Genomic DNA, 23,536 nt, shown 5'->3' with positions numbered 1-23,536 from the left:
AAGATTCACCCTTACTGTTGCAAAATACGTTGTGCTACCGCAGCCAAATCAACCAGATCCACTTTGCCATCCCTGTTGAAGTCAGCTTTCTTGAACTGTGCCCAATCTGAATCTGTGGATGATTTGCCGTAAGCCGCTGCTACGTTTGCCAAATCTACGACGGAGAGGACCCCATCATTATTCAGATCGCCTGGATCGCCAACGTATTTCAACGATTCAAAGACATCTATAGCTTGTTGCAGATTCGCTATCGCTTGCGTCACTTGCGGTTTCGTCACAGCTGGATTCGCAGCAACACTTCTTGCAGCGTCGATCGCAACCTTCAGGGCAGCTTTCGCACCTGGTGCGTATTGACCACTGCTGTAGCCTTCTGTTGCGGCATCATACAAGGATTGCGCCGCTCCAATCTTCCCATTCAAGATCGATAGATCGACAATCGCTTTCACCAGAATCACGTCGGAAGCTGAGCCGAGGTTCGTTGCCGTCTGCAAATCAGCTAAAGCTAGACTGTCTAGTGTGATCGTTGTGGACACATCGTCACTTGGCGTTAACGCTTTCCAGTGAAGTGTCATCAACGGTCCATTGACATCTCCAGCAACCAAATTCGCTGTCAGAATGCGGATATGTCCCGCTCCAATCTTTTGACCAATGATCGTAATGGCAGGATTCAAAGATTCCACCGAGTCAAATTCAAGCAATCCTGTGTCATAAGACAATTGAATATCTTGCGCATACACACTGGAAACGACATCAGACAAACTTATTGTAGTGTCAAAAGATTGCCCGCTTGTGACTGTTGTAGGTCCCACTATGGCGGCTGATGGCGGTACGGAACCGTACACTCTCACCTCATGAACAGACCACCAACTGGAGTTCGTTCCGGTTTGAATCACCTTGAAAAACCTTGCCACCTGTGGAGCAAAATCAATGGAGATAAGCCTGTTGCTACCCACTCCCGTCGCGATCGGACTACCCCAAGTCACACCATCATTGGATACGTATAACGCATATCCACGTGCATAATCATTATTGCTGCCTGTGGAATCCATCTCGATGTTATTGATACTCGTGGGTACCTTCATATCAATGGTGAACGATTGCTCTGGCGTAGGCGCCATTGGCTTGCCCGCACTCCAGCGCGTACCCATATCGCCATCAATGAGATGTGCCGCTGGATCCGCTGATGTCGAGGTCGCTGTCCAGGCGGAGCGATCTAAGGCTCTCTTCGGCGTTGTTACACTTAGGGCTGCACTTAACGCGGAAACGTTATTTCCGCCATCCTTAGCTTTCACCGTGTAGCTGTAAGTTGTCAGTGGTTTTACTGTTGTATCCAAATACTCAGCCGTTGTTGTTTGGCCAATTAACGTCCCATCACGATAAACTTCATAACCTGTGACATTAAGGTTATCTGTTGATGCCGTCCACCCTATTTTGACACGATCGTGTGCAGCCGTCTCTTTGAGGACCAAATTCGTAGGCACACTTGGGGCTTCCGTATCCCCTGCATCTGTTCCATAGAAGTTAATAGTCTGCCTTTGAGCGCTGCCGGATGTCCCATACACACGACCACCGATCCCATTAATGATGTGTGTGATTTCACTGCCAGCTGTCCCATTTAACCAAATGGTTGTTGCATGATGGATTTTGACGCCCGCCGCATTCGGTACTTCAATGGCATTTTCCAGCTTCACCGCTGCATCTCGGAAATAGGAGTACACGCCAAGTCCCCAAGCTTCATGTGTCGTAACGGTATCAGCTACTTTATAAGAGGCATATCCATTCTTGCTTCCGTCCATCCATGCCGCTTGATTCGGAACATCATAAGGAATCTCGGACTGATAGAAGTAAACGCGACCGCCGTTCCCATTCCATAGGGTCTGATACTCATTGTGATGCTCATTAAATAAACCGTATAAGGTCACATCATCACCATTCACGATGAGGCCATTGGTCGAAACATTCTCTGTCCAACCGGCACCAGCACCGTGGTCTGCCCGCCACATCCAGAAGTGATCGCCGATAATGTCATCGCTGTTAATGGTCATTTGCGCTTTATTTTGACCAACAACAGCGCCTCCAGTACGGAAGAATAAGTCATGCAGCGATGTTGGGTTAGCTGCGTGATCTAATGAACTGCCCGTTGGTCCAACTTCCAAAAGTGAAGAAGTAGCATTAGGCCCTGCCTCATACAGCAATCCTGCCAGCTTTACGCCATCCACATCAGCAATCGTCATCGCTGGTTTATCTGTCGTTGGAATTAGCGTTGGCATCCCGATGCCGAGCACAACTGTATTCGCATTATTGATACGAATTGTATCATCAATGTGATAAATTCCCGGCGTAAATAGCAAATTCTTGCCATTCGCCAATGCAGCATTGATATTCGTAGCACTCGTTGTTGCCGGTACATCCGCGCGAACAATGTAGAATTGATCGATACTAATGGAATCTCCTGGTGTTGCGCCATTCGCCCAGCTTGCCCCTTTCGTATTCTGAGAAAGTGATGGGACGAATACTTGATATTCATTAGCATTGTTGATATAGAGATACGGCTTCTCTCTTATGACTGGCGTGTTCTCGACCACTGTATAAGGCGGATCCGGGAAGTTCCCTGTTGGCGTATTCTTGTCACCGACGAACACCATGTTCCAAACCCCATTGGACCAACTCGACCACTGACTGTTCCGCGAGAACCATTGTTGCTGTGAAGCTGGTGTTACTTGACCATCTACGATGGAGTCCGCAAGAAAGCCGCCACTTGCCCATCCAGCGCCCCACCCTGAATCAAAATCGAACAAATTTAATTTTCCTTTAATATGTAAACGCCTTAGTGGTGCTGCTTGTGAAACCGCGATTTGTGTTGTACCTGCTGAAAAATGAGCTGGCGCTGGCGGTGTATAATTGAAAGTCGGATTAATGCTCAGATTCTCAATCCCCCGCCAAAAATTACGTGTCGCATTCCCATTATCCCAATCCGCATTCACATTCAGTCCACCATTGATCAATACATCATCTGGATTGAGACCAAGTCCTGAAGCTTGTGTGTTAAACCCAATAAAGTAATTGCCATTGTATGTTCCTGGTTTAAAAAGAAAGGCATCTCTTTCCGTACCAAATTCATTGGACTCCTGTCTAGTGAATACCGCATTCACAGCACTCTGAATGTCAGCTGCAGGCATATCAGGATCGAATACATACACATTTGGACCAAAAATCGATGAATTGGCATCACCGATTGGTGTTGCTGCACTTGAAACACCAGGACTCCACAAACTAAGAACGATTGCCATCATCGATACAGATGAAACCATTTTTTTCAAACTACGCATTGTATACCTCCCTTAGATTAGAAACGATCTATCCTGCTCCACATTCTATTGGTAAGCGATTACATAATTGCCCCGATCACCCTCTCGTCTTACAAAGTAGGATGCTGACTCGTAGTTGGTATCTCCATCATAGAAAAATACGGATCGTAATGAAAGCGGTAAACTTAAGAAGATTAGGAGAGTTACTTAAGGTTTTGGGATATTTTAACTATAACGGCGACCTTGCCTTATTCTACCTTACTTATGGATATGCTGAAGAATAGCAGGTCGATATCCGATCATTTTCTACCCTGGTCCTTATCCTGTTCACCTTACGAAACATCCGAAAATCCTTAGAATGAAGTAGAGTCAATCAATCAGGAGGTCGAACATGAAAAAACTAACACTTATCTCTACAGCTTTACTTGCTACAACAGTTCTTGTATCCGCATGTGGAAACGGCGAAGAAGCTGCTCCCGCAGATAAAGGTACTTCCGGTGAGAAAGTAAAGCTTACCATTTGGCACAACTGGTCTGGTCAAGATGCGAAAGCTGTTGCTATGCGCAAAATTCTAGATGATTTCCAAGCTCAAAATAAAGACATCACGTTGGAAATTGAAGGTCTTCCAACTGACGGTTTGAAAACGCGACTGAAGACCGTTGCAGCAGCCAATGAAATGCCTGACTTATTCGTGATGTGGCCGGATGCGATGACGAAGGAATTCGTTAGCGGTAACTTGCTTCAACCGATCAATGAGTTCTTGGACAGCAAGCCAGAATGGAAAAACAATTTCATTCCAGGTGCTTTAGACGGATATACGGTAGACAACAAAATCTATTCTGTACCGATGAACCTATCTCCAACTTCCTTTATCTATTACAATAAAGCGCTTCTTGATCAATACAAAGTTGCTGTTCCTAAGACATGGGATGAGCTAATGGCTGTGGTGAAAACGTTCAACGACAACAAAATCATCCCAATCGCGCTGGGTAACAAAGCCAACTGGGCTGCCCAATCCACGATTTTCAGCGGACTAGCTGATCGGATGACGGGTTCCGATTGGTTCCTTAAAGCTGCTAAGCAAGAGGGCGTGAAGTTTACAGATCCTGAATTTATTCAAGCCTTGAAAAAGCTGCAAGAGCTAAGCAATGCCAAAGCGTTCCAAGACGGCTTTAACAGTATTGATCAAAACCAAATGAGACAATTGTTCTATCAAGGTAAAGCTGCGATGTTCATCGATGGTGGTTGGGCAATGGCTGATGTCGTTCAAAATGCACCAAAAGATTTGCTTGCCAACACGCATATTGCTTTAATGCCATCCATCGCAGGTGGTAAAGGTGATCCTCAATCCACTTCTGGTGTTGTTGGAACTGGACTTGGCGTTAGCAAGAAACTTACTGGGGCGAAGAAAGAAGCCGCTCAAAAATTGTTCTACGCACTATCCGGTCCTGATGGTCAACAAGCAACGTTGAACAGTTCCACATTGGTTAGCTACAAAATTGAACTTGATCCTTCAAAAGCAAACCCGTTATTCGTTGAACTTAATGACCTTATGAAAACAACGAAAATCACACCGGTTTATGATGCTAAACTAAGCTCCGCTGCAGTTGAAGTTATCAATAACGGTCTACAAGAGCTTCTAATGGGTGGAAGTGCTGAAGCGATTGCTAAGAAAATTCAAGACTCACAAGCTGCTTCACTAGGTAAATAATCTTGTACTACAACCAGCCCTCCACATCTGTGGCAGGGCTGGCTAATTTCATACATGAAGGAAGTGAGATTGATGAATGCTGCTTACGTCCGCAGGTTTGTTTTTATGAGCCTTGCCCCTGCGATACTTGTTTATGCCTTATTTGTGTTTGTCCCCGTTCTTTGGTCAGGCTACTATAGCTTCTTCGACTGGAAAGGAATTGGTACGGCGAAATTTATCGGTTTGAAAAACTATGTAGAAATTATTCATGATCCTATATTTTGGACATCCTTAAAGAATAACCTTATTTTTCTTGTTGTTGCTGTGCTCGGCCAGCTGCCGGTTGCGCTCATCCTTGCCATTCTGTTGCATAAAAGCAATGCACTGCAACGGTTCATCCGTTCTGCTGTTTTCGTTCCGATGGTCATGTCCTCAGTCGTTATCGGAATGATCTGGCAATATATTTATCATCCGCAAATCGGTATTCTAAACCTTCTTCTAGAGAAGCTAGGGTTAGAATCCTGGAAGCTGCAATGGTTATCAGATCCTAAGATTGCCATCTTCGCATTAGCTCCTCCTCTGATTTGGAGTTTTGTCGGTTTATATCTCATTATTTTCATCTCTGCTTTTCAAAATATTCCTGGTGAAATTCATGATGCTACGCAAATCGATGGCGCTGAAGGAGCACGCAAGTTATTCTCCGTTACCTTGCCTATGATGTGGAGTACGGTACAAATTGCCATTATCCTATGTATTTCTGGAAGCTTGAAATCCTTCGATCTCGTGTATGTCATGACGAAGGGCGGACCTGCTCACGCAACTGAGCTGCTTGCTACGTATATGTATAATTCGACTTTTTCCTCATATCGATATGGATTTGGTAGCGCCATTTCGACAACTATCGTCTTGATCAGCCTTATTTTCATTGGGATTAGCCAATGGGCAACAAGTCGTAAATCCAAAGTATAACGAAAGGAGGAAGCTGACTATGTCTTCTATACCCATTCAAGTAAAATCAACCGCGACAACTCGCAAGTTCTCACTTCAAGGATGGAAACAAGGCGCACTATGGACGTTCTTAACCCTGTATGCGATTCTCACGCTATATCCGTTGTTTTGGCTCGTTATTTCCTCATTTAAAACGAATAGTGAATTCTTTAATCATCCGTTCGGGCTGCCTCAAGTTTGGAAATTCTCCAATTACGCAACTGCATGGAAAGCATCCAAAATGGGTACCGCTTTTCTCAACTCGGTTATCGTTTCGCTGGTCTCACTCGCACTTACGCTATTTCTGAGTTCCTTAGCAGCTTATGTATTAGCGAGAATCAAATTCCGCTTCAAGGGCATTATTCTTGCATTTTTCGTCATTGGGATGTTGATCCCAATTCATAGTACGTTGGTTCCTTTGTTTATACTTATGAAACAAATCGGACTATTGAATACGTACTGGGCACTCATCTTGCCTTACACGGCTTTCGCATTACCGACTGCCATCTTCGTTCTTACCGCTTATTTGTCTTCGGTACCCAAAGAAATCGAAGAAGCTGCCTATATTGATGGAACGAGACTTTGGGGAGTATTCTGGCGCATCATGCTGCCAATCTCATTACCGGCCCTATCGACAGTCGTCATTCTAAGCTTCTTGCATTTCTGGAATGACTTCTCGTTCGCCCTTGTTTTTATTAGCAAAAGCAGTTTAAAAACGTTACCGTTAAGCATTGCTAATTTCGCTGATGGCTATCAAACGGATTACGGTTTAACACTAGCCGCTATGACGATCGCTGTTATTCCAACAATCGCCGTATACTTGGCCTTCCAAGAACAAGTTATGAAAGGTATGACCGCGGGAGCTGTAAAAGGCTAATTAACTTCAACGATCCAGACAACGAGTTAGGAGATGACACGTGTTGCGCGAGTGGTTCGGCTATTCTTTACAGCGTAAGCTATCCTTCATTATGCTTGTCACAACATTAATCCCCCTCTTGTTTCTGGGTACCTTCGCTTTTACAACATCATCGGATATTACCAAAGATAAGGCTCAGCAAGCAGGCTTGAATTCACTCGCTCAAATGGAAGCCAAATTTCAATTCATCCTGAAAGATGTTGAGAATATCTCCATTTTCCTCATCGGGCAACGGGACATTCAATCATATTTGAAGAGAACCGATGAGAACTTGGATGCACAGGCACAAATCCTTGGGTTAATGACGAATCTGGTATACACCAAGGATTACATTTCAAATATCACTATTTATCCCAGCAATAACACGACGCCTCTGTCTACCTCTACGATCTACAACTCGAGTTTGGATAAGGAGATCACGATTAACCAAATTACGGACAAGATATGGACGGGCTTATATCACATTGAGAATTATTTGGGGCAACGTGACGTGTTCTCCTTTATACGACCCATACGCGCTATGAATACCTTCCAAACACTTGGTTGGCTATCGATCAGTGTGGATGAGCAAGTGCTATCTCGCATTTGGTCCGTTCCACAATTAGCCGATGGCTATGGTCAAGTCGCTTTGTTGAATGATCGGAATGAAATCATGTCCTCAACCTCCAAGAGTTGGCTGTCACAAAAAGCCGATAGCTTGTTCCCTGGCATAATGGATCGCGTACGTGGCCATTCTTCCGGTGTATGGACGTCAGGTACCGGGAACACACAACAGAACATTCTATTTTATCGAGAACCGATGATCAACTGGACGATCGTTGGCATTATTCCATCGAAGCTATACAGTGCGCAGAATCGGTACATTTTGCAATTAACAGCTGTTGCTGTGGCGCTTTCCGTTCTTACGAATGTGTTTCTCACCATATTCGTTATTCGCAAGGTCACCACGCCTCTCGGATCATTAACCCGGTTGTTAACTAAAATCAATCCGGATGAACCTTTACCCCACTATCCGGTCTACACATCAGATGAAATTGGGCGATTAGCAGGCAGCTACAATTTGTTAAGCACACATATCGAAGCCTTGAAAAAGCAGCTCATACACAATGAAACGCGTAAAAAAGAAGCAGATATGCGCGCATTGCAAGCCCAAATCAATCCGCATTTCCTATATAACACGCTGTCTTCGATTCATTGGATCGCTTTGCTCAATGAAGAAAATCGCATTGCAGAGATGGTCGGTGCTTTAAGTGACTTCTTGCGTTTCAGCTTGAATAAGGGCAAAGAATATTGCAAGGTCTCTCAGGAGCTAGCCCATATTCGTAATTATGTGCAGGTGCAATCCATCCGTTTCCCAGATGAATTCACCGTGGACTACGTGGTTGACGCCCGACTAAGTGATTCGTTCATGCTGAAATTGTTGCTTCAACCCTTGGTTGAAAATGCGATGATTCATGGCATTCAAATGAAAGAGGAACCAGGTGTCATTTCCATTTATGTCGAGCTTAAGGGCAATTCGATGTATGTCAAGGTGATGGATGATGGCATTGGAATGACCGAGGAACGGTTAAGAGAGGTCACTGAAAGTTTATACCCTGCTGAGGAAACGATAGCAAACGATGCAAGTTATGGGCTGCGTAATGTGCATGAGCGCTTGCAATTGCATTACGGGCTTGATTCGGGGATTAAGATCGAGAGCCGATTAAATGAGGGTACGTGTGTGTCATTTTCGATCCCAGTTTTGGAGGATAACCATGAAAATCTTGATCGTTGATGACGAGGTCATCATCCGAACAGGCTTGGCCAAAGTTATTAATTGGAAAGAGATCGGACTCGAGCTGCTTAAACCAGCTGTTTCAGGTGAAGAGGCGCTGCGCCGCATGCCTGAGGAACGTCCGAATATTTTATTAACGGATATCCGAATGAAGCACATGAATGGTTTAGAACTTGCCCTTAAAGCGAAAGAAATCATTCCCGATATCGAGACGATTATCTTATCTGGGTACGATGATTTCATGTATACACAGCAAGCGATTCGGCAAGGTGTCAGTGACTATCTCTTGAAATCAAGTCGGCCTGAAGAGATTATGAAAACCGTCCTCCAAGTCAAACAGCGCATTGAAGATAAATGGAAGCATCTCAATCAGGATCAATATAAAAACAAAGAAGTTCGCAATCGTTTGTTTGAACGCTGGATCATTGAAGGGGAAACCGCCGCAGTCGATTCACATATGCTGCCGGACTACCTTCCTCGCTTATTTCTCTCACATGAGCATGAGCAACCCAAATTTCAGACCTACGTTGTCACCGCTGAAGGATGGGGAGAAACAGCATCGGAGATTTCACTGCTGCTTTTCGCAGTAGACAATATGCTGCACGAAATATTGCAATGTGAAACGTTGATTTACAGGCAGCGAATTGTCGTGGCGCTTCCGAAAACAAGTGCATCTGACTTCTTCGATCATCCTGATTCTGCGAAGCAAAAGATCGAGCGGCTGCTCAAATGTAAAGTCAGTATATCCGTCGGCGAGGCCGTTCAGCAACAGTCCGATTTATATAAGTCGTATGTCACAGCGGACTATGCTTTTAGTTATAAACATCATCTCGATGAATCTATTCTGATTTATACAGACATTGTTAGGCGTAAAGGTGGCAAAACGGTCTGTACGCACGAGGAGGAGCTAGAGCTCTCTTCGATCTTGTTGGAGGACGACTCCGTCGCATTGAAGAACTGGGTTCAGCGCTATTTGCACTCCGAACTCAGCGACCCTCACATGACGATCGAATCCCTTGAATCGTTGGTTCGTTCAGCTGCCCTGTCCGCACATCGTTGGCTGGAACGTGTATTAACAGCAACAGGACGACAAGGAGCACTGGATGATCAAAATATCGTCTTCGTCGTTAAACGAGATATTGTACTGAAGGATGCGTTATTTCAATATTTATTGACCCTTATGGAGTTGTATCATCATCGATTAGGTAACGGACAAGCTACACATACACAGAAAGCAATGGCCTACATCCATGAGAATTTGGGGAAAGATGTTGGGTTACAGCAGGTCGCTAAATATGTGCATCTGCATCCGAATCATTTGAGCGAAGTTTTTAAAAAGGAAGCAGGTATTACGTTTGGTGATTATGTGACACGACAAAAAATTAATCGTGCCATGGAGATTCTTACCGTTTCCCCTGCCAAAATAGCCGATGTCGCAAGCTCCGTCGGATTTGAAGATATTAAATATTTCAGCCAAGTGTTTAAGAAATTCACCGGCAAAACGCCGAGTGAGTTCCGGGAGGAAGCAGTCCTTCATCCTACTGCTCCCCCTCCAAAATTGTAACAACATCATGGTGTACGAGGAGAAATCACAGATGGAATTATCAGGATTATGGCGATTGCAGCAGTTCGAAGTAGGACAAGCTCGACCACTTGAAGTCGCGGCAGCATGGCTAGATGATCGTTTCTGGATTACAGCGAAAGTTCCCGGGGATGTCCATTCCGCCCTCATTGAACGAGATTTGATTGAGAATCCGTATTTCGGTCATAATGACGCGAAAAGCCGCTGGATCGAACAGAAAGAATGGTGGTACCGCCACTCCTTCAATTATTCATTAGGAAATGTGAACGATGAGAAAGAGAAGCATGAACTTACGTTCGAAGGTCTTGATACATTTGCAACGATCTATGTGAACGGCAAAGAAATCGGAACAACAAACAACATGCTGATGGCACATACCTTCGATGTTACCCGTGTCATTCAAGATGGTAAAAACTCCATTGCCGTGAAGTTTGATCCTTTGCATTTGCATAATAAGGATAAAGAATTATTCCAATGGTCCTCCTATACGAAAGAGCGCCCTTGGCTCCGCAAAGCTGCGATGAACTTCGGCTGGGATTGGGGTCCACGCATGGTCACAGTTGGTATCTGGGGCAAAGTCTTTATTGAGCGTTACCGCCGCGCGAAGCTGGACAGTGTTTTTGCAAGAACACGCACGATCCGTGATACTGGGGCTGAAGTCCAAGTTGATGTCGACGTAACCACACTTCGCAAAGGTGTACAGAAGTCGTGTGACATTCGTTTAGTGGACGCAACTGGTCAAATTGTTGCTTCTGCACAAGGAAATGTGCAAGCTTCTGAATCGTTTACCTTACAAGTTGCTGATCCACAACTTTGGTGGACACATGACCTCGGCAAGCCTTACTTGTACGAGCTGGAAGTTGTCTTATATGCTGACGGTGAGCAAGTGGATGCGTATCGCAAACCGTTTGGTATCCGTACGATTGAGCTGCAAGTGAAAGATGCGGAAGGTCAGAACGCCTTTGCTTTTGTACTCAATGGCGTCAAACTATTTGCCAAAGGCACGAACTGGATCCCTGCGGATCACTTCATCGGTAGCATTCCCGATCAACGCTATAGAGATCTCATTGATCTTTCCGTTACATCGAATCAGAATATGCTGCGCGTATGGGCAGGCGGCATCTATGAGAAGGATGTCTTCTATGAGGAGTGCGACAAGCGGGGCGTTCTAGTTTGGCAGGATTTTGCCTTCGCGAATGCGTTGTTCCCTGATTTCAACCGTGACTTCATGGAGAATGTCCGCAGTGAGGTTATCTACAACATCAAGCGCTTGCGTAATTATACCTCCCTTGCCCTCTGGTGCGGGAACAATGAAATTGACTGGCTGTACGATATGAAATCCGCTGGCGGCGACATCAATTGTCCGTTCTACGGAGAAATCATTTACCACGAGCTGATTCCTGATGCGCTTGAGGAGCTCGATGACAGTCGTGCTTACTGGCCATCTTCCCCATTTGGGGGCAATGATGCCAACGATCCTGATGTCGGCGACCGCCATAACTGGCAGGTGTGGCATGGTTCCGTTTACCCGCGTCAATTCGGTGATGTGCCTTTGCTTGATTACAGTATTCAAGGCGTCACGTTCAAAAACTACAAAAAAGACTTCACCCTGTTTAGCAGCGAATTCGGTATGCATGCCTCAGCTAATCGTTACACGCTAGAGAAAAACATTCCAAATGGCCAATTCTACTGGAACAGTGTTGAAATGGCTTATCGCAACAAAGATACCAATCACCAAAAGGGTATTCTGCTCATGGAAGGATATACCGGTATTCCGACCAACATTGAGGAATATATGAACTTCTCCATGCTGACACAAGCCGAAGGATTGAAGTATGGTATCGAGCATTATCGTCGGAACAAACACCGTACAAGTGGCTCCCTCATATGGCAATTGAACGATAGCTGGCCAGGCACGAGCTGGTCGCTCATTGATTATGAATTGCTGCCGAAGGCTTCCTTCTACTATGCGACGAAGTTCTATCACCCGCTTCTGCTCTCCATCGATCATGAGCCTGGGCAGGACTTGAACGTGTGGGCTGTCAACGATACGTTAGCCACTTTACAAGGTCAAGTTCACGTAACTGTTTATAACTTCGCTGGGGAGATCGTGTTTACGCATACGTTCGATGCTGCTGTAGAGGCGAACACAGCGATCCAGCTGGGAAGTCTGCCAGAAGCTTCCGTATTAAATGGAGCATCGGCGGAAGAAGTTGTTGTCCGCGTTCATACGACAGATTGGGCTGCGCCTGATAACCTTCATTATCTGCGTGATCAGAAGGATCTTCAGTTCCCTGCCACTTCGCTTAGCGTTAACGTCGATGCAGAGTCGCAAGCTGTGCAGATTACAGCCAATGGCGCTCATGCTCGGATGGTGAAATTGGATCTGCCACAAGGTAACATTCGCTTCAGTGACAACTTCTTTGATTTGCGAGCTGGTGAGCAAGTAACTGTGCAGATTAGTGATCCAACTGGTGCCAAAGTAGATTTGAGTCGTTTGAGTGTAAGTGCAATGAATTTATAAAAACAAATAGAGACTAATCATACTTAAAATCTGCTATTATGCTTCTCTTTCTCAAAATATATATCAGCGTATAAAGACAAAACCACTCCGTCCAATGGAGTGGTTTCTTTCGATTGAACATCTCTTTTATTGTTTGCGAGCCACTTGTTCATTGTTCCAACCAATAGCATCCATTTCAGGGAAATTGTATAAACTCCAATAAAGTGCGGCATACTACAGGAACAAATTACTAATAAACATCGGAGGTTTTAATGAAAAATGGTTCCATAACGTTTTTGCAAACATCCATGATGTTTATGCTTTCTGTTGGGCTACTGAACCATGTCATTATCATTCCGTTGGTGTTAGATAAAGCACAACGCGACAGTTGGATCTCCGTTCTGCTTGCAGGCGCTTTTTGTATGATTTGGGTCGTTCTGCTTTATTCGGCTATTTCTAAAAATCGAGAGATACGTTTTTTTCAATGGCTAAAGCTTACCTACGGTGCAACGGTATCCTACCTAATGGCAGGGATTGCTTGTTTGTACCTTCTTACTTTATCAACGATTACGTTAAAAGATACCGTTACTTGGATCCATCTATCATTCGCAACTAGCACGCCAAAAATTGTTTTAGCATCTGCTTTGTTAATTGTTTGCGTTTACAATGCTTATAAAGGGATCGAATCTATAGCAAATACAGCAGTAATCTTTTTACCCTTAGTTGTAATTTTGGGATTTTATGTAAGCACCGCTAATCATCCTAACAAGGATTACTCCTTACTTAAGCCATATTTGGAGCATGGCATGATGCCAGTCTGGCATGGTGTTATTTATGTTGGAGCAGGTCTAATCGAGTTATCATTATTATTATTTATGCAGCATCACATTCGTACTCGCATTTCATTCATGTCGCTTGTGTATCTGGCCTTGATACTATTAGGGCTTACAATTGGTCCTCTTATTGGGTCTATCATCGAATTCGGTCCTAAGCAAGCTTCACATTTGAGGTTCCCCGCCTATGAAGAGTGGAGGCTCGTGACAATTGGCCATTTTATTGAACACATGGACTTTTTAAGTATTTATCAATGGTTTAGCGGGGCATTCCTGAGAATTTCTCTGACTCTTTTTTTGATAACCGACATTCTAAATATTGAAAAAAAAGGGAAAAAGTTGTTATTTCTTTTCCTCATATGCACTATCCAGTTAATAGCGATTAGTTTGCCCTTTAGCGATCCTAAATTTATCAATCTGTTAACAGAAATCTTGTTACCCCTTATATTTTGGGTGATGTCGTGCTATTTCCTAATTGTCATTGGGCTAATTCATTTCGGAGACAGATGGAGAAGAATAAAATCATGACCAATACGTTAGATCAGTTGGATTCTATGAATGATGAAACATTTCAAACCTTTCGGCAACTGTTCAAAGACTGTAGCGATGTTCTCACGAATAAGCTGACTGTTTCGCAAAAGAATGGAACTTCATCCACTTTACTCCTGATATATTGTGAGGGGTTGTGCGATGTTAATCGGATTAATGAGTTTTTTATTCCCCACCTGATTGAAATGTTTAAAAACCATGTCATATCCGATGACGCTGAACTCAGGCAGCACCTGCCATTCCATCTTAACTCCATCCCGCAAGATCTAGATGTGAATTTTATCATAAATAAAGTATTTAATGGTGAATTATTAGCTTATTTTTATGACACAGCCTCCTTATATGCTTGGAATCTGGCCAATGCGCCACAGAGGAAAACGGAGGAAACAAATGCGGAGATTTCGGTAAAAGGTCCTCGAGATGGTTTTATTGAAGAAGCGAAGACCAATGTCGCATTAATTAGAAAAAGATTAAAGACGAATGCTCTGGCAGTTGAAGAATATACAATCGGTACGCAGACGCAGACGAAATCAATGCTACTATATCTGAAAGATAGTATTAATCCAGTCGTAGTAGAGGAGATTCAATCCAAGCTGGCCAAGGTCAAGGTTAAAGGCCTGATTAGCACTACACAACTGGAGGAGCTGCTAGTCGGTAATACGTTATTCTCGAAGTTTGCGTATACGGGCAGACCCGATTTTGCGGTGAACTCACTCATGCATGGCAGGTTTGTCATTGTGGTCGAAGGTTCTCCAACGGCGATCATTGGGCCTATTAACCTGACCTTTTTGTTTAATACTTCGGAAGATGCCTATACACTTAATTTATTTGTCATGTTTACACGGACTTTAAGGCTATTTGGTATCTTTCTTTCTGTATTTCTTCCCGGATTTTGGATTGCATTGCTTACCTATCATCAGGATCAGCTTCCTTTCACTTTGCTAGGAACACTTGTAATGTCAAGGCAAGGTGTTCCGTTGCCGGCGACTCTCGAAGCCGTTGTCATGGTTTTACTGTTTGAATTATTTCGTGAAGCAGGCATGCGCTTGCCATCCACTATCGGACAGACAATATCCGTTGTGGGCGGATTGATAGTCGGACAAGCGGCGATTAGTGCGGGAATGACGGCACCAGGCATTCTTGTGGTGGTAGCCATCTCGGTATTAGCATCGTTTACCATGGTAAATCAAAACATGGTTGGCCTAGTTAGTCTGCTGCGATTAGTCATATTGCTGATTTGCGGTCTGCTAGGATTATTCGGATTATTGATATGTATCTTAGCTATAGCCATATATATGGTCAATCTGCAATCCTTTGGCGTGAAATATTTAAGTCCGATTGTTCCGATCAGCTTCCGAGACCTTTACAAAATTGTATTCCGAATGCCTTGGGGGAAGAAGGAGGAAGTACCAGACTTTACCCGAAATAACGGAGATGAGCAACCGTGAAGATAATACGGCAATCACTGGTTTTTGGACTAGTCTCTCTAATGCTTACCGGATGTTGGGGAGCCAAAGAAATTGAACATCTCGCTTATGTCAATTCGATCGGAATTGATTATGTGAATGGCAATGTCGTATTTTACACCAAAATGATTAGTTTTTCTAATATTGCCAAGAAAGAATCCGGGGCAGTATCTAACAAGGAGCTTGTTTCCATTGGCAAGGGTAAAGGAAAGACAGTGGATGAGGCTATCTTTGATCTCTACAAAACGGCGCAGCAAAGACTATCCTGGAGCCACGTGAAAACTTTGGTGTTTACAGAAGCAGCGCTGCGACAGGATGTCATTCATAGCATTTTAGATCAAATGGACAGATATTTCGAGTTTCGGTACACCATTTGGACGATGGCAACCCGCGGCTCGATCGAGGATATGTTTAACGTATACCCTACCCAAAACATGTCTACCCTTTATTCACAATTAAATAACCCGATTGACCGATATTCTCAAAGCTCGTTGGTTGCTCCTCTATATTTGTACAAATTTATTTGGAAATGGGAAGAAGACGGACAGATATTGCTCCTTCCCGTCTTAAGCGTCAATGAAGATAGCTGGATAGAGAATAAGAAGTCGTCACCACAGCTTCAACAAGATGGTATATGCGCCATTCAAAATAAAAAATTGACTGGGTGTTTTAAACTTGACGATATTAAAGGTCTACGTTGGATGGAGAAAAAAACGGTACGTACCCCTTTAATGCTTCAGGTCGATCAAGAGCCGATAGCGATGATGATTATGTCAAAAATCAAACCTTCCATCGAACCCAAACTATCAGACGGAAAACTAACGTTTCAAATTAACGTCAAAGTGCAAGGTTCGATAACGGAACAGGAAAAGCCTGCTACAGAGAAAGAACTGGTAGATCTCGCAAGTAAGGAAATAAGAAGGCAGATTCAGAAAACGTATCTGATCGGACTTAAATCAGGTACTGATCTTCTTGGTCTTTCCAATATGGTCTACCGATCCAACCCAAAGGAATGGCATCGCTTGAAGGAAGATGGCAAACTACCATTAAACCCTGAATCTTTAGGAGAGATTGATGTGAATGTAGATTTAGTCGATGTGGGGATTGCTAAAATAATTAAAAAATAAGCAGCGTTCAAAAGAACACGTTACAATGAATCAATCTATCTATCAATTAACAAAATCCTTCACTTCCACTTGGGTGGCGGTGAAGGATTCTTTCACATTGCTACAGCTTATTTAGTTCTTTCGCAACAGCTCGTCCCGCTACTCGTCCAGTAAATAAGCATCCTCCGAGGAACGTCCCCTCCAGCGCACGATTCCCGTGAAGACCCCCACCTCCGAAACCGCTTGCCTCACCAGCAGCATAAAGTCCTGGAATCGCCTCTCCCGCCTGATTCAGCACACGACCAGATAAGTCCGTTTGTAATCCGCCTAACGTTTTACGACTAACGATATTCAATCGCACAGCGATAAGCGGTCCATTAGCTGGGTCTAGTAGACGATGCGGCTTCGCAACACGAATTAATTTATCCCCGATATAATTACGCGCACCTCGAATGGCTGTTATTTGTAAATCTTTGGTAAATGGATGCGCAATCTCCCGATCTCTCGCCTTGATTTGCCGTTCAATATGATCAAAATCAAGCAATTTCTCCTCCGTCAACGCATTCATCCCAGCGACCAGCTCAGCCAATGTCGGAGAAACGACGAAATCCTCTCCCTTATCCATAAAAGATTGCACCGGAGCCATCGCTCCTGGCAATGCTCTAGACAACACTTTACGGATGCTTTTCCCTGTTAAATCGGGATTCTGTTCGGAGCCTGACAAAGCGAATTCTTTTTCAATGATTTTCTGGGTCAAAATAAACCATGAATAGTCGTAGCCAGACTTTTGGATCGTCTCTAACGTGCCTAATGTATCAAACCCCGGGAAGTTAGGGGCTGGAAAACGCTGACCACGCGCATCTAACCAGAGTGAGGATGGCCCCGGAAGAATACGAATACCATGATTATGCCACACGGGATTCCAATTCTTGATCCCTTCCGTGTAGTGCCACATCCGGTCGCGATTCACAATTCGACCTCCGGATTGCTCCGTAATGGCTAGCATGCGGCCATCGACATGTGCAGGCACACCAGAGAGCATCCGCTTGGGTGCTTCACCAAGCCGACTCGGCCAATATTGGCGGACTAATTCGTGATTAGCGCCAATTCCGCCGCTGCTGACAATCACCGCTTGCGCATGGTATTCGAATTCACTAATCACCTCACGCGAGCTTGCTTCACCGCGAGCCGCCGTGCTAGCCACAAGCACGGAACCCCTGACCCCCGTGATGGCACCGCCGCTCTGAATAAGCTCGTTTACGCGATGACGCGGTTGGTACACAACGAGTCCATTAGCCATGTGCGCCCTGACTCTCTTCTCAAATGGCTCAACGATGCCTGGTCCTGTTCCCCAAACGATGTGAAAACGAGGTACAGAGTTGCCATGCCCCTCAGCCAAATAACCTCCGCGTTCGGCCCAGCCGACAACTGGGAAGAAGCGGATCCCCAAGGCATGCAGCCATTCCCTTTTTTCACCTGAAGCGAACTCGACATAAGCCTCCGCCCACTTGCGGCCCCAGTAATCCTCGTCGTCTTCACGATCAAAACCAGCTGATCCCTGCCAGTCCTGCCAAGCTAGTTCTTGTGAATCTTTAATTCCTACCCTACGCTGCTCAGGGGAATTAACCAGAAATAAGCCGCCGAATGACCACCAGGCTTGTCCACCAAAGGATGCCTCTGGTTCTTGGTCCAAGAGCAGCACCCTTTTGCCAGAATCCGCAATCTCTACCGTTGCCACTAAACCTGCGAGTCCTGCTCCAACCACAATAGCGTCATAGTTCATGATCGAGTTCTCCTTTGATTCTGTCTCTTCTCTTGCTAGTCTTAATCGATCTTTTGCCAAAAAAATGGCCTCCTTCTGACCACTATAGCCAAAAAGGAGGCAATCCAACGAATGGAATGTCCATCCGATTATGAATCCTTGAGATCTTCTTCCATATCGTCAATGACGATAAGTGATTTTTCAAGCGTAAGCTTTTGCAGAGGCTTCACCTCAATTGCCCTAGGACGCGAGTCGCCATACAGCTCAGTAAAGATCTCTTCAATTTCATCACCTGTCAAATCTTCACGTTTCAGCAGCTCTTCCGCAATCTTGTGGACGAATTCCGTATATTCGTTTACAAGCTTCTTGACCTCGAGCATTTGCTCTTTGAGCAGCTCATTAATTTGTGGTCGAAGTGCTTTAAGTCCATCCGCGCGCGAACCGACCGCTAAGAAGCTGAATAGTTCATCGCCCATCCCCAGCATCCCGAGATACGCACCTGCAATTTGGGTCGCATGCTGTAAATCTGACGTTACGCCGTTTAATTTCTTGTGCAAGAATTCATCTTCAACCGCACGGGCAGCCAGACAAACCTGAATCTCTGCCAACATCTCAGAGTCGCTACGGTTATATCGCTCATGTGTCTCTTTGGTAGCCGAAAGTCCAAGAGCACCGCCACGCCTAACAATCGTCACTTTCCATACACGTTCATGAGGCTTTAAAAGAAATTGTGCTACCGCATGCCCCGCTTCGTGATAAGCAACATTCCGCTTCTCATCATCGCGCATTGAGCGCAGCGGTTGTTTGAGCCCCCACTCATAGGTTTCCATAGCTGCTCGGAAGTCTTCATAGCTCGCCGCCTGTGCACCACGTTGATGTGCGATAACAACAGCTTCATTGACGATATGCTTAATTTGAGCTGGGCTGTAACCAATGGAATCTAGACCTGCTTTTTCCGCGGTTAGTGTTTCGTCCAGCTTGACCTTTTTCAGATAGTATTGGAAAATATCAACCCGACCGTCATAATCCGGGACATCCACCCAGAGTTGTCGATCGAAACGACCCGGCCTGAGCAAGGCTGAATCAAGCACATCAGGCAAGTTGGTAGCAGCTACCGTAAGCACGGGCGGACGTTCTGCCTTTTTACGGCGTAGTCCTAGAGAGCGCAGCATCTTTACAATTTTGGAGGTATCAATATTCGGTGGGTCCATTTGCAGGAGCAACTCGTTCAGAAGACCTGAACCGCCGCCCATCCCCATCATGCCCATCATCCCACCGCCAGCACCGCCGCCTTGTCGGCTCATCCCGATCGCATCAATCTCATCAATAAAGATGATACAAGCACCGTAGACGCGTGCAAGCTTGCGAGCTTTTTTGTAAATCCCCATCACCTTGAGGTTACCTACACCGAAGAACATATTCTGAAAACTTGGTGCAGACGCATAGGCAAAAGGAACTTGTGCTTCATTTGCAATAACCTGTGCTAAGTATGACTTCCCAGTACCTGGCGGTCCACAAAGCAATAATCCGCGAATCGCTTCGCCGCCCATTTCCTTGAACTCTTTGACACCTTTAAGTAGGGTCACAATCCGTTTCGCATTTTCCACAATTTCAGGGTTTCCACGATAATCATCCCATGTCGATCCGGTCTCTCCAGGCAGAATCCAGTACGTTCGTCCTCGAGCCAGGAACCAGAACAGCGCAACAAATTGAATGATCATAAAGGCCATAGCGAAAACGAGTTGCATCAATAAAGTCGCAATACTTATCGCTATTCCCCAAGCGGTCGGCCCACCTGCCCATAACAGCCCGCCAAACAACACGATGGCTGCTAGCCAGAGGATGAACTTTCGCCATCTAATCCATTGATATCTCCTCATGGCTACACTTCCTTCATATGATTAAGTTTGAATATCCCTATGAAAAAAACAAAATTCTTGGCCCCGCAAGAAGCAGGGCCACAGCAACGATTATCGGAATTTTTTAATGATATCGATCACGTACTTGGCCATCACAGCAAGACCGCAAATGAAATAAAAAATCACCACAATCCACCCGGTTGGATCGAAAGAAATCATAGATAATAGAACCGTCAGTGGCAGCACATAGTATAGGACATCTTTCAAATAACCTAGCACGACTGTAGGTCCAAAGGAGCCAACCCAGAAGGATTTGAAGAACGCAATAAGAAAATCAATCAACATAAAGCCAAAAATGCCCCAAATCGTGTAAATTATCCAGCCCTCAATTGTATTTGTCACTTTTCATCACCACCTTCCTACATACTATGCTAGGATTACTGACGGGTGAGAGATCAGTGGGCAACAAGCAATTAGCCTGAAATATTTACCTTCTATTACTTACTTCATTCAGCTTTATTTTCCTTCTCAATTCGGATTGTTTTAAGAAAAATATATTACTTTTTTTTGAAAATAAGACCGAAGAATGCAGCGGAATCTTTGAAAATCCACCAAGAAATAGCCTCTAAATCGCGAAAGCGCAACCAAGCTAATGATATTCAGTGATAGAAACTGGTTGAGCTTCGTGGTGGAGCTATGGTGGCAAGCTCTCCTACAAGTTCGATAAGAGTGGATAAGCATAGCATCCCGATATCAAACTCCCCTTTTCCCCAAACACGCGAGTCGATGCTTTTTTCCTTTTTTTACAAATCAACACCCAGAAAAACCCATCTATTCCCGAATACTGTGAAGTAAGATTGATCAACTCAGACACGCTCCGCACAATCGCAATTTCTACTCATTTATTTTATTAAGGAGAGAAGAAAAAGATGAAGCATTCGCGAATGAAAAAACTGCTTATCCCCACTCTAGCCCTCACACTTGTAATGACGACTGGCACAACTGCTTTCGCTCAGAATGGTCGGGACCACAAGGATGATGATCGTAACAACAACGCGCGCCAAATTTTTGATAAACGCCCACAAGCAGCCATCAAATTTGACTTCAAAGACATCAAGGGCAAAGAATTCGAATGGGCTTTAAGCTACATTATGAGTCTAGTCTCTAGACGTATTTTCGATGGGTATCCCGATGGTACCTTTAAACCACAAGAAACGGTCACACGGATCGAGGCCATTACGGCAGCTGTTCGGTTAATGGGACTCCGAGATCAAGCTGAATCCGATGCAGAAAAAGCCACCAAATTGAATTTCAATGATGCAGCGAGTGTGCCTTCGTGGGCCGTCGGTTATGTAGCAGTCGCATTGGAGAACGATCTTTTCGCCGAATCAGATACGAACGTCAACCCGAATCAACCAGCTGATCGCCTCTGGGCCACCACGCTCCTCGTGAAAGCTTTGAAGCTTCAAGACGAAGCTGAAGCCAACATGAATGCAAGACTCCCTTTCTCCGACTCATCTAGTGTACCTGCAGGTTCGGTGGGTTACGTTAAGGTCGCCGTAGACAAAGGTCTCGTGAACGGATTTGAGGATAATACATTCCGCCCTAAACAACTCGTAACTCGTGCACAAATTGCAGCCTTATTGGATCGCGCAGGCAATCAATTGCCGGGCAGCATTGACGGACTCGTGACAGGAACTGTCGTGGCGCCAGTCAGTGGTAATGTACTAACCGTCCGAACGAACGGCCAGAACATCAATTTGACATTAAATCCCGATGTGTTTATTTATCGAAATGGTGCCAAAGTCAGTCCTTCCGCCTTGCAAATAGGGGACGTCCTGAAGATTCGTTCCAATGACAATTCCATCATTTATATCGAAGTCTCTCAGCCAAACGGAGGCAACCCGACAACACCTACTCAAGCCGTTGGTGTCAAGACGGGGATGGTCACTTCCGCGATAACTGGCAATACACTCACCCTTTTAAGTAATGGGCAAACGATTTCCCTTCCTTTGAATAGTAATGTTCTTTACTTCCGTAATGGCGCTCAAACGACGGCCGCAGGCTTGCAAGTAGGTGATATTGTAAGCACGCGCTCCTACAACTATGGCATCAGTTATGTAGAAGTAACGCAATCTGTGGGCACCGTCGGGACGCCAACGAATTTCGCTTCTACGATTACTGGCACAATGACTTATCCGATCAGCGATAACACGTTACTTCTAACCACGTCTACTGAGCTTCAAGGCGTTTCACTGAACAGTAATACCATCGTTTACAAAAATGGTGCATTTACAACTCTTTCAGCGCTTCAGGTTGGCGATATCCTAACAACGTACGCCTATAATCATACGGCTGCTGTTATTGAAGTAACCAAAAGTGTGTCCCCGGTAACGACGACAGGTGAGATGACGGGAACTATTTCTGGCCAGATCAACAACAACTTAATCACGCTCACGAGTGGCGGACAATCTTACAGCCTGCAGCTGCACGCAAACACCTCTATCTACTCCGATGGTGTTCAAACGACGAGCGGCGTATTGCTGCCAGGTCAAGTCATTAAAGTGCATTACTATAACGGCGTTGTACTGCATGCCGAAATCCTTCAGCGTGCTGATGGCACCTCGGTTACACAGCCAACTATTGCCCAACTCACTGGTACGATCATTTCAGCTACGAACAATCTTATCGTTCTTGTAAGTGGCAATCAGGCACAAGCGATTAATCTGAACGACAAAGCTTTCATCTATCGCAGCGGTACTCAGGTCAGCGGTTCAGCGTTGCAACCAGGTGATATTGTCAAAATCCGCTCCTACAATAATTCAGCCATCTATGCGGAAGTCACACAGCTCACTAACGGTAACACTCAGAACTTTAGTGTGTCTGGAACTTTTAACAGTGTAACCTTTACGAATCAAGGTAAAATCGCTACAATCACTATCAACCAAACAGGATCCAATGGAAGCAACGTAACAACGACTTACAACGTGTCCTCATCCGTAAGTATTACTGGCAACATGTCAAATTTGGTGTCAAATCACGCCATAACGCTGCAAGGCACAGGTGCGTTGATTACGAGCATCAACATTCAGTAGTCAAAGAAAAGAGGGTCTCCCAAAAGCCATGGAAGTGGCGGGCGGGGGCCTTTTTTTTTTTGAAGAGCTACAAGAAATCGTAGCAACTACGTACGATTCACCTGGA

General features: G+C 44.9%; 14 protein-coding genes. 10 read left to right on the top strand and 4 right to left on the bottom strand.

Going from position 1 to position 23,536, the window contains the following annotated elements:
• Positions 1 to 11 precede the first annotated feature (11 nt).
• The gene (locus tag ASL11_RS10160; protein WP_063795533.1) at positions 12 to 3,329 is read right to left on the bottom strand and encodes a discoidin domain-containing protein; all 3,318 of its coding nucleotides are present in this window, start codon (positions 3,327 to 3,329) and stop codon (positions 12 to 14) included.
• A gap of 370 nt (positions 3,330 to 3,699) precedes the next feature.
• Between ASL11_RS10160 and ASL11_RS10155 the strand changes: the two genes are divergently transcribed.
• From ASL11_RS10155 to ASL11_RS10115, 9 genes are all read left to right on the top strand, one after another.
• Positions 3,700 to 5,019 (top strand): extracellular solute-binding protein, encoded by a 1,320-nt coding sequence (locus tag ASL11_RS10155; RefSeq protein ID WP_056613118.1) that lies wholly within the window; start codon positions 3,700 to 3,702, stop codon positions 5,017 to 5,019.
• Between the two features lie 72 nt (positions 5,020 to 5,091).
• Positions 5,092 to 5,967: a carbohydrate ABC transporter permease gene (locus ASL11_RS10150; RefSeq protein WP_056613115.1), complete on the top strand. Its 876-nt coding sequence runs from the start codon at positions 5,092 to 5,094 to the stop codon at positions 5,965 to 5,967.
• Positions 5,968 to 5,986: 19 nt separating this feature from the next.
• Positions 5,987 to 6,862, top strand: coding sequence for a carbohydrate ABC transporter permease (locus ASL11_RS10145; protein WP_056613112.1), 876 nt, complete (start codon positions 5,987 to 5,989; stop codon positions 6,860 to 6,862).
• A 40-nt stretch (positions 6,863 to 6,902) separates the two neighbouring features.
• Positions 6,903 to 8,675, top strand: coding sequence for a sensor histidine kinase (locus ASL11_RS10140; protein ID WP_327205096.1), 1,773 nt, complete (start codon positions 6,903 to 6,905; stop codon positions 8,673 to 8,675).
• Positions 8,656 to 10,239, top strand: coding sequence for a response regulator (locus ASL11_RS10135; RefSeq protein ID WP_056613110.1), 1,584 nt, complete (start codon positions 8,656 to 8,658; stop codon positions 10,237 to 10,239). The genes ASL11_RS10140 and ASL11_RS10135 overlap by 20 nt, the downstream gene beginning before the upstream one ends.
• Positions 10,240 to 10,270: 31 nt before the next feature.
• Positions 10,271 to 12,781, top strand: a complete 2,511-nt coding sequence (locus ASL11_RS10130; protein WP_056613109.1) for a beta-mannosidase — start codon at positions 10,271 to 10,273, stop codon at positions 12,779 to 12,781.
• A gap of 251 nt (positions 12,782 to 13,032) precedes the next feature.
• Positions 13,033 to 14,121, top strand: a complete 1,089-nt coding sequence (locus ASL11_RS10125) for a GerAB/ArcD/ProY family transporter (RefSeq protein ID WP_056613107.1) — start codon at positions 13,033 to 13,035, stop codon at positions 14,119 to 14,121.
• Positions 14,118 to 15,590 (top strand): spore germination protein, encoded by a 1,473-nt coding sequence (locus tag ASL11_RS10120; protein WP_235550436.1) that lies wholly within the window; start codon positions 14,118 to 14,120, stop codon positions 15,588 to 15,590. The genes ASL11_RS10125 and ASL11_RS10120 overlap by 4 nt, the downstream gene beginning before the upstream one ends.
• Positions 15,587 to 16,735, top strand: coding sequence for a Ger(x)C family spore germination protein (locus ASL11_RS10115; RefSeq protein WP_235550435.1), 1,149 nt, complete (start codon positions 15,587 to 15,589; stop codon positions 16,733 to 16,735). The genes ASL11_RS10120 and ASL11_RS10115 overlap by 4 nt, the downstream gene beginning before the upstream one ends.
• Before the next feature lie 100 nt (positions 16,736 to 16,835).
• Here the strand turns inward: ASL11_RS10115 and ASL11_RS10110 are convergent, their stop codons facing one another.
• The 3 genes from ASL11_RS10110 to ASL11_RS10100 all read right to left on the bottom strand — a co-directional run bounded on the left by ASL11_RS10110 (position 16,836) and on the right by ASL11_RS10100 (position 20,737).
• Positions 16,836 to 18,497: an FAD-binding dehydrogenase gene (locus tag ASL11_RS10110; protein ID WP_056613218.1), complete on the bottom strand. Its 1,662-nt coding sequence runs from the start codon at positions 18,495 to 18,497 to the stop codon at positions 16,836 to 16,838.
• A 128-nt stretch (positions 18,498 to 18,625) separates the two neighbouring features.
• The gene (locus ASL11_RS10105) at positions 18,626 to 20,356 is read right to left on the bottom strand and encodes an AAA family ATPase (RefSeq protein ID WP_082595360.1); all 1,731 of its coding nucleotides are present in this window, start codon (positions 20,354 to 20,356) and stop codon (positions 18,626 to 18,628) included.
• 90 nt (positions 20,357 to 20,446) lie between these two features.
• Positions 20,447 to 20,737, bottom strand: coding sequence for a hypothetical protein (locus ASL11_RS10100; RefSeq protein WP_056613105.1), 291 nt, complete (start codon positions 20,735 to 20,737; stop codon positions 20,447 to 20,449).
• 527 nt (positions 20,738 to 21,264) lie between these two features.
• On the opposite strand from ASL11_RS10100, the gene ASL11_RS10095 reads away from it, so the two are divergent.
• Positions 21,265 to 23,430, top strand: a complete 2,166-nt coding sequence (locus ASL11_RS10095; RefSeq protein ID WP_056613103.1) for an S-layer homology domain-containing protein — start codon at positions 21,265 to 21,267, stop codon at positions 23,428 to 23,430.
• The last annotated feature ends 106 nt before the right edge of the window (positions 23,431 to 23,536 follow it).

This window comes from Paenibacillus sp. Soil750 (genome assembly GCF_001428045.1).
Lineage (GTDB): Bacteria > Bacillota > Bacilli > Paenibacillales > NBRC-103111 > Paenibacillus_E > Paenibacillus_E allorhizoplanae.
Note: the sequence above shows the minus strand (reverse complement) of the source record. Positions and strands in the feature narration are given on the sequence as shown.

Excerpts from the sequence above, each read along its gene's own strand:
- ASL11_RS10160 (WP_063795533.1), bottom strand. The coding sequence starts at position 3,329 with ATGCGTAGTTTGAAAAAAATGGTTTCATCTGTATCGATGATGGCAATC.
- ASL11_RS10155 (WP_056613118.1), top strand. The coding sequence starts at position 3,700 with ATGAAAAAACTAACACTTATCTCTACAGCTTTACTTGCTACAACAGTT.
- ASL11_RS10150 (WP_056613115.1), top strand. The coding sequence starts at position 5,092 with ATGAATGCTGCTTACGTCCGCAGGTTTGTTTTTATGAGCCTTGCCCCT.
- ASL11_RS10145 (WP_056613112.1), top strand. The coding sequence starts at position 5,987 with ATGTCTTCTATACCCATTCAAGTAAAATCAACCGCGACAACTCGCAAG.
- ASL11_RS10135 (WP_056613110.1), top strand. The coding sequence starts at position 8,656 with ATGAAAATCTTGATCGTTGATGACGAGGTCATCATCCGAACAGGCTTG.
- ASL11_RS10130 (WP_056613109.1), top strand. The coding sequence starts at position 10,271 with ATGGAATTATCAGGATTATGGCGATTGCAGCAGTTCGAAGTAGGACAA.
- ASL11_RS10125 (WP_056613107.1), top strand. The coding sequence starts at position 13,033 with ATGAAAAATGGTTCCATAACGTTTTTGCAAACATCCATGATGTTTATG.
- ASL11_RS10120 (WP_235550436.1), top strand. The coding sequence starts at position 14,118 with ATGACCAATACGTTAGATCAGTTGGATTCTATGAATGATGAAACATTT.
- ASL11_RS10110 (WP_056613218.1), bottom strand. The coding sequence starts at position 18,497 with ATGAACTATGACGCTATTGTGGTTGGAGCAGGACTCGCAGGTTTAGTG.
- ASL11_RS10105 (WP_082595360.1), bottom strand. The coding sequence starts at position 20,356 with ATGAGGAGATATCAATGGATTAGATGGCGAAAGTTCATCCTCTGGCTA.
- ASL11_RS10095 (WP_056613103.1), top strand. The coding sequence starts at position 21,265 with ATGAAGCATTCGCGAATGAAAAAACTGCTTATCCCCACTCTAGCCCTC.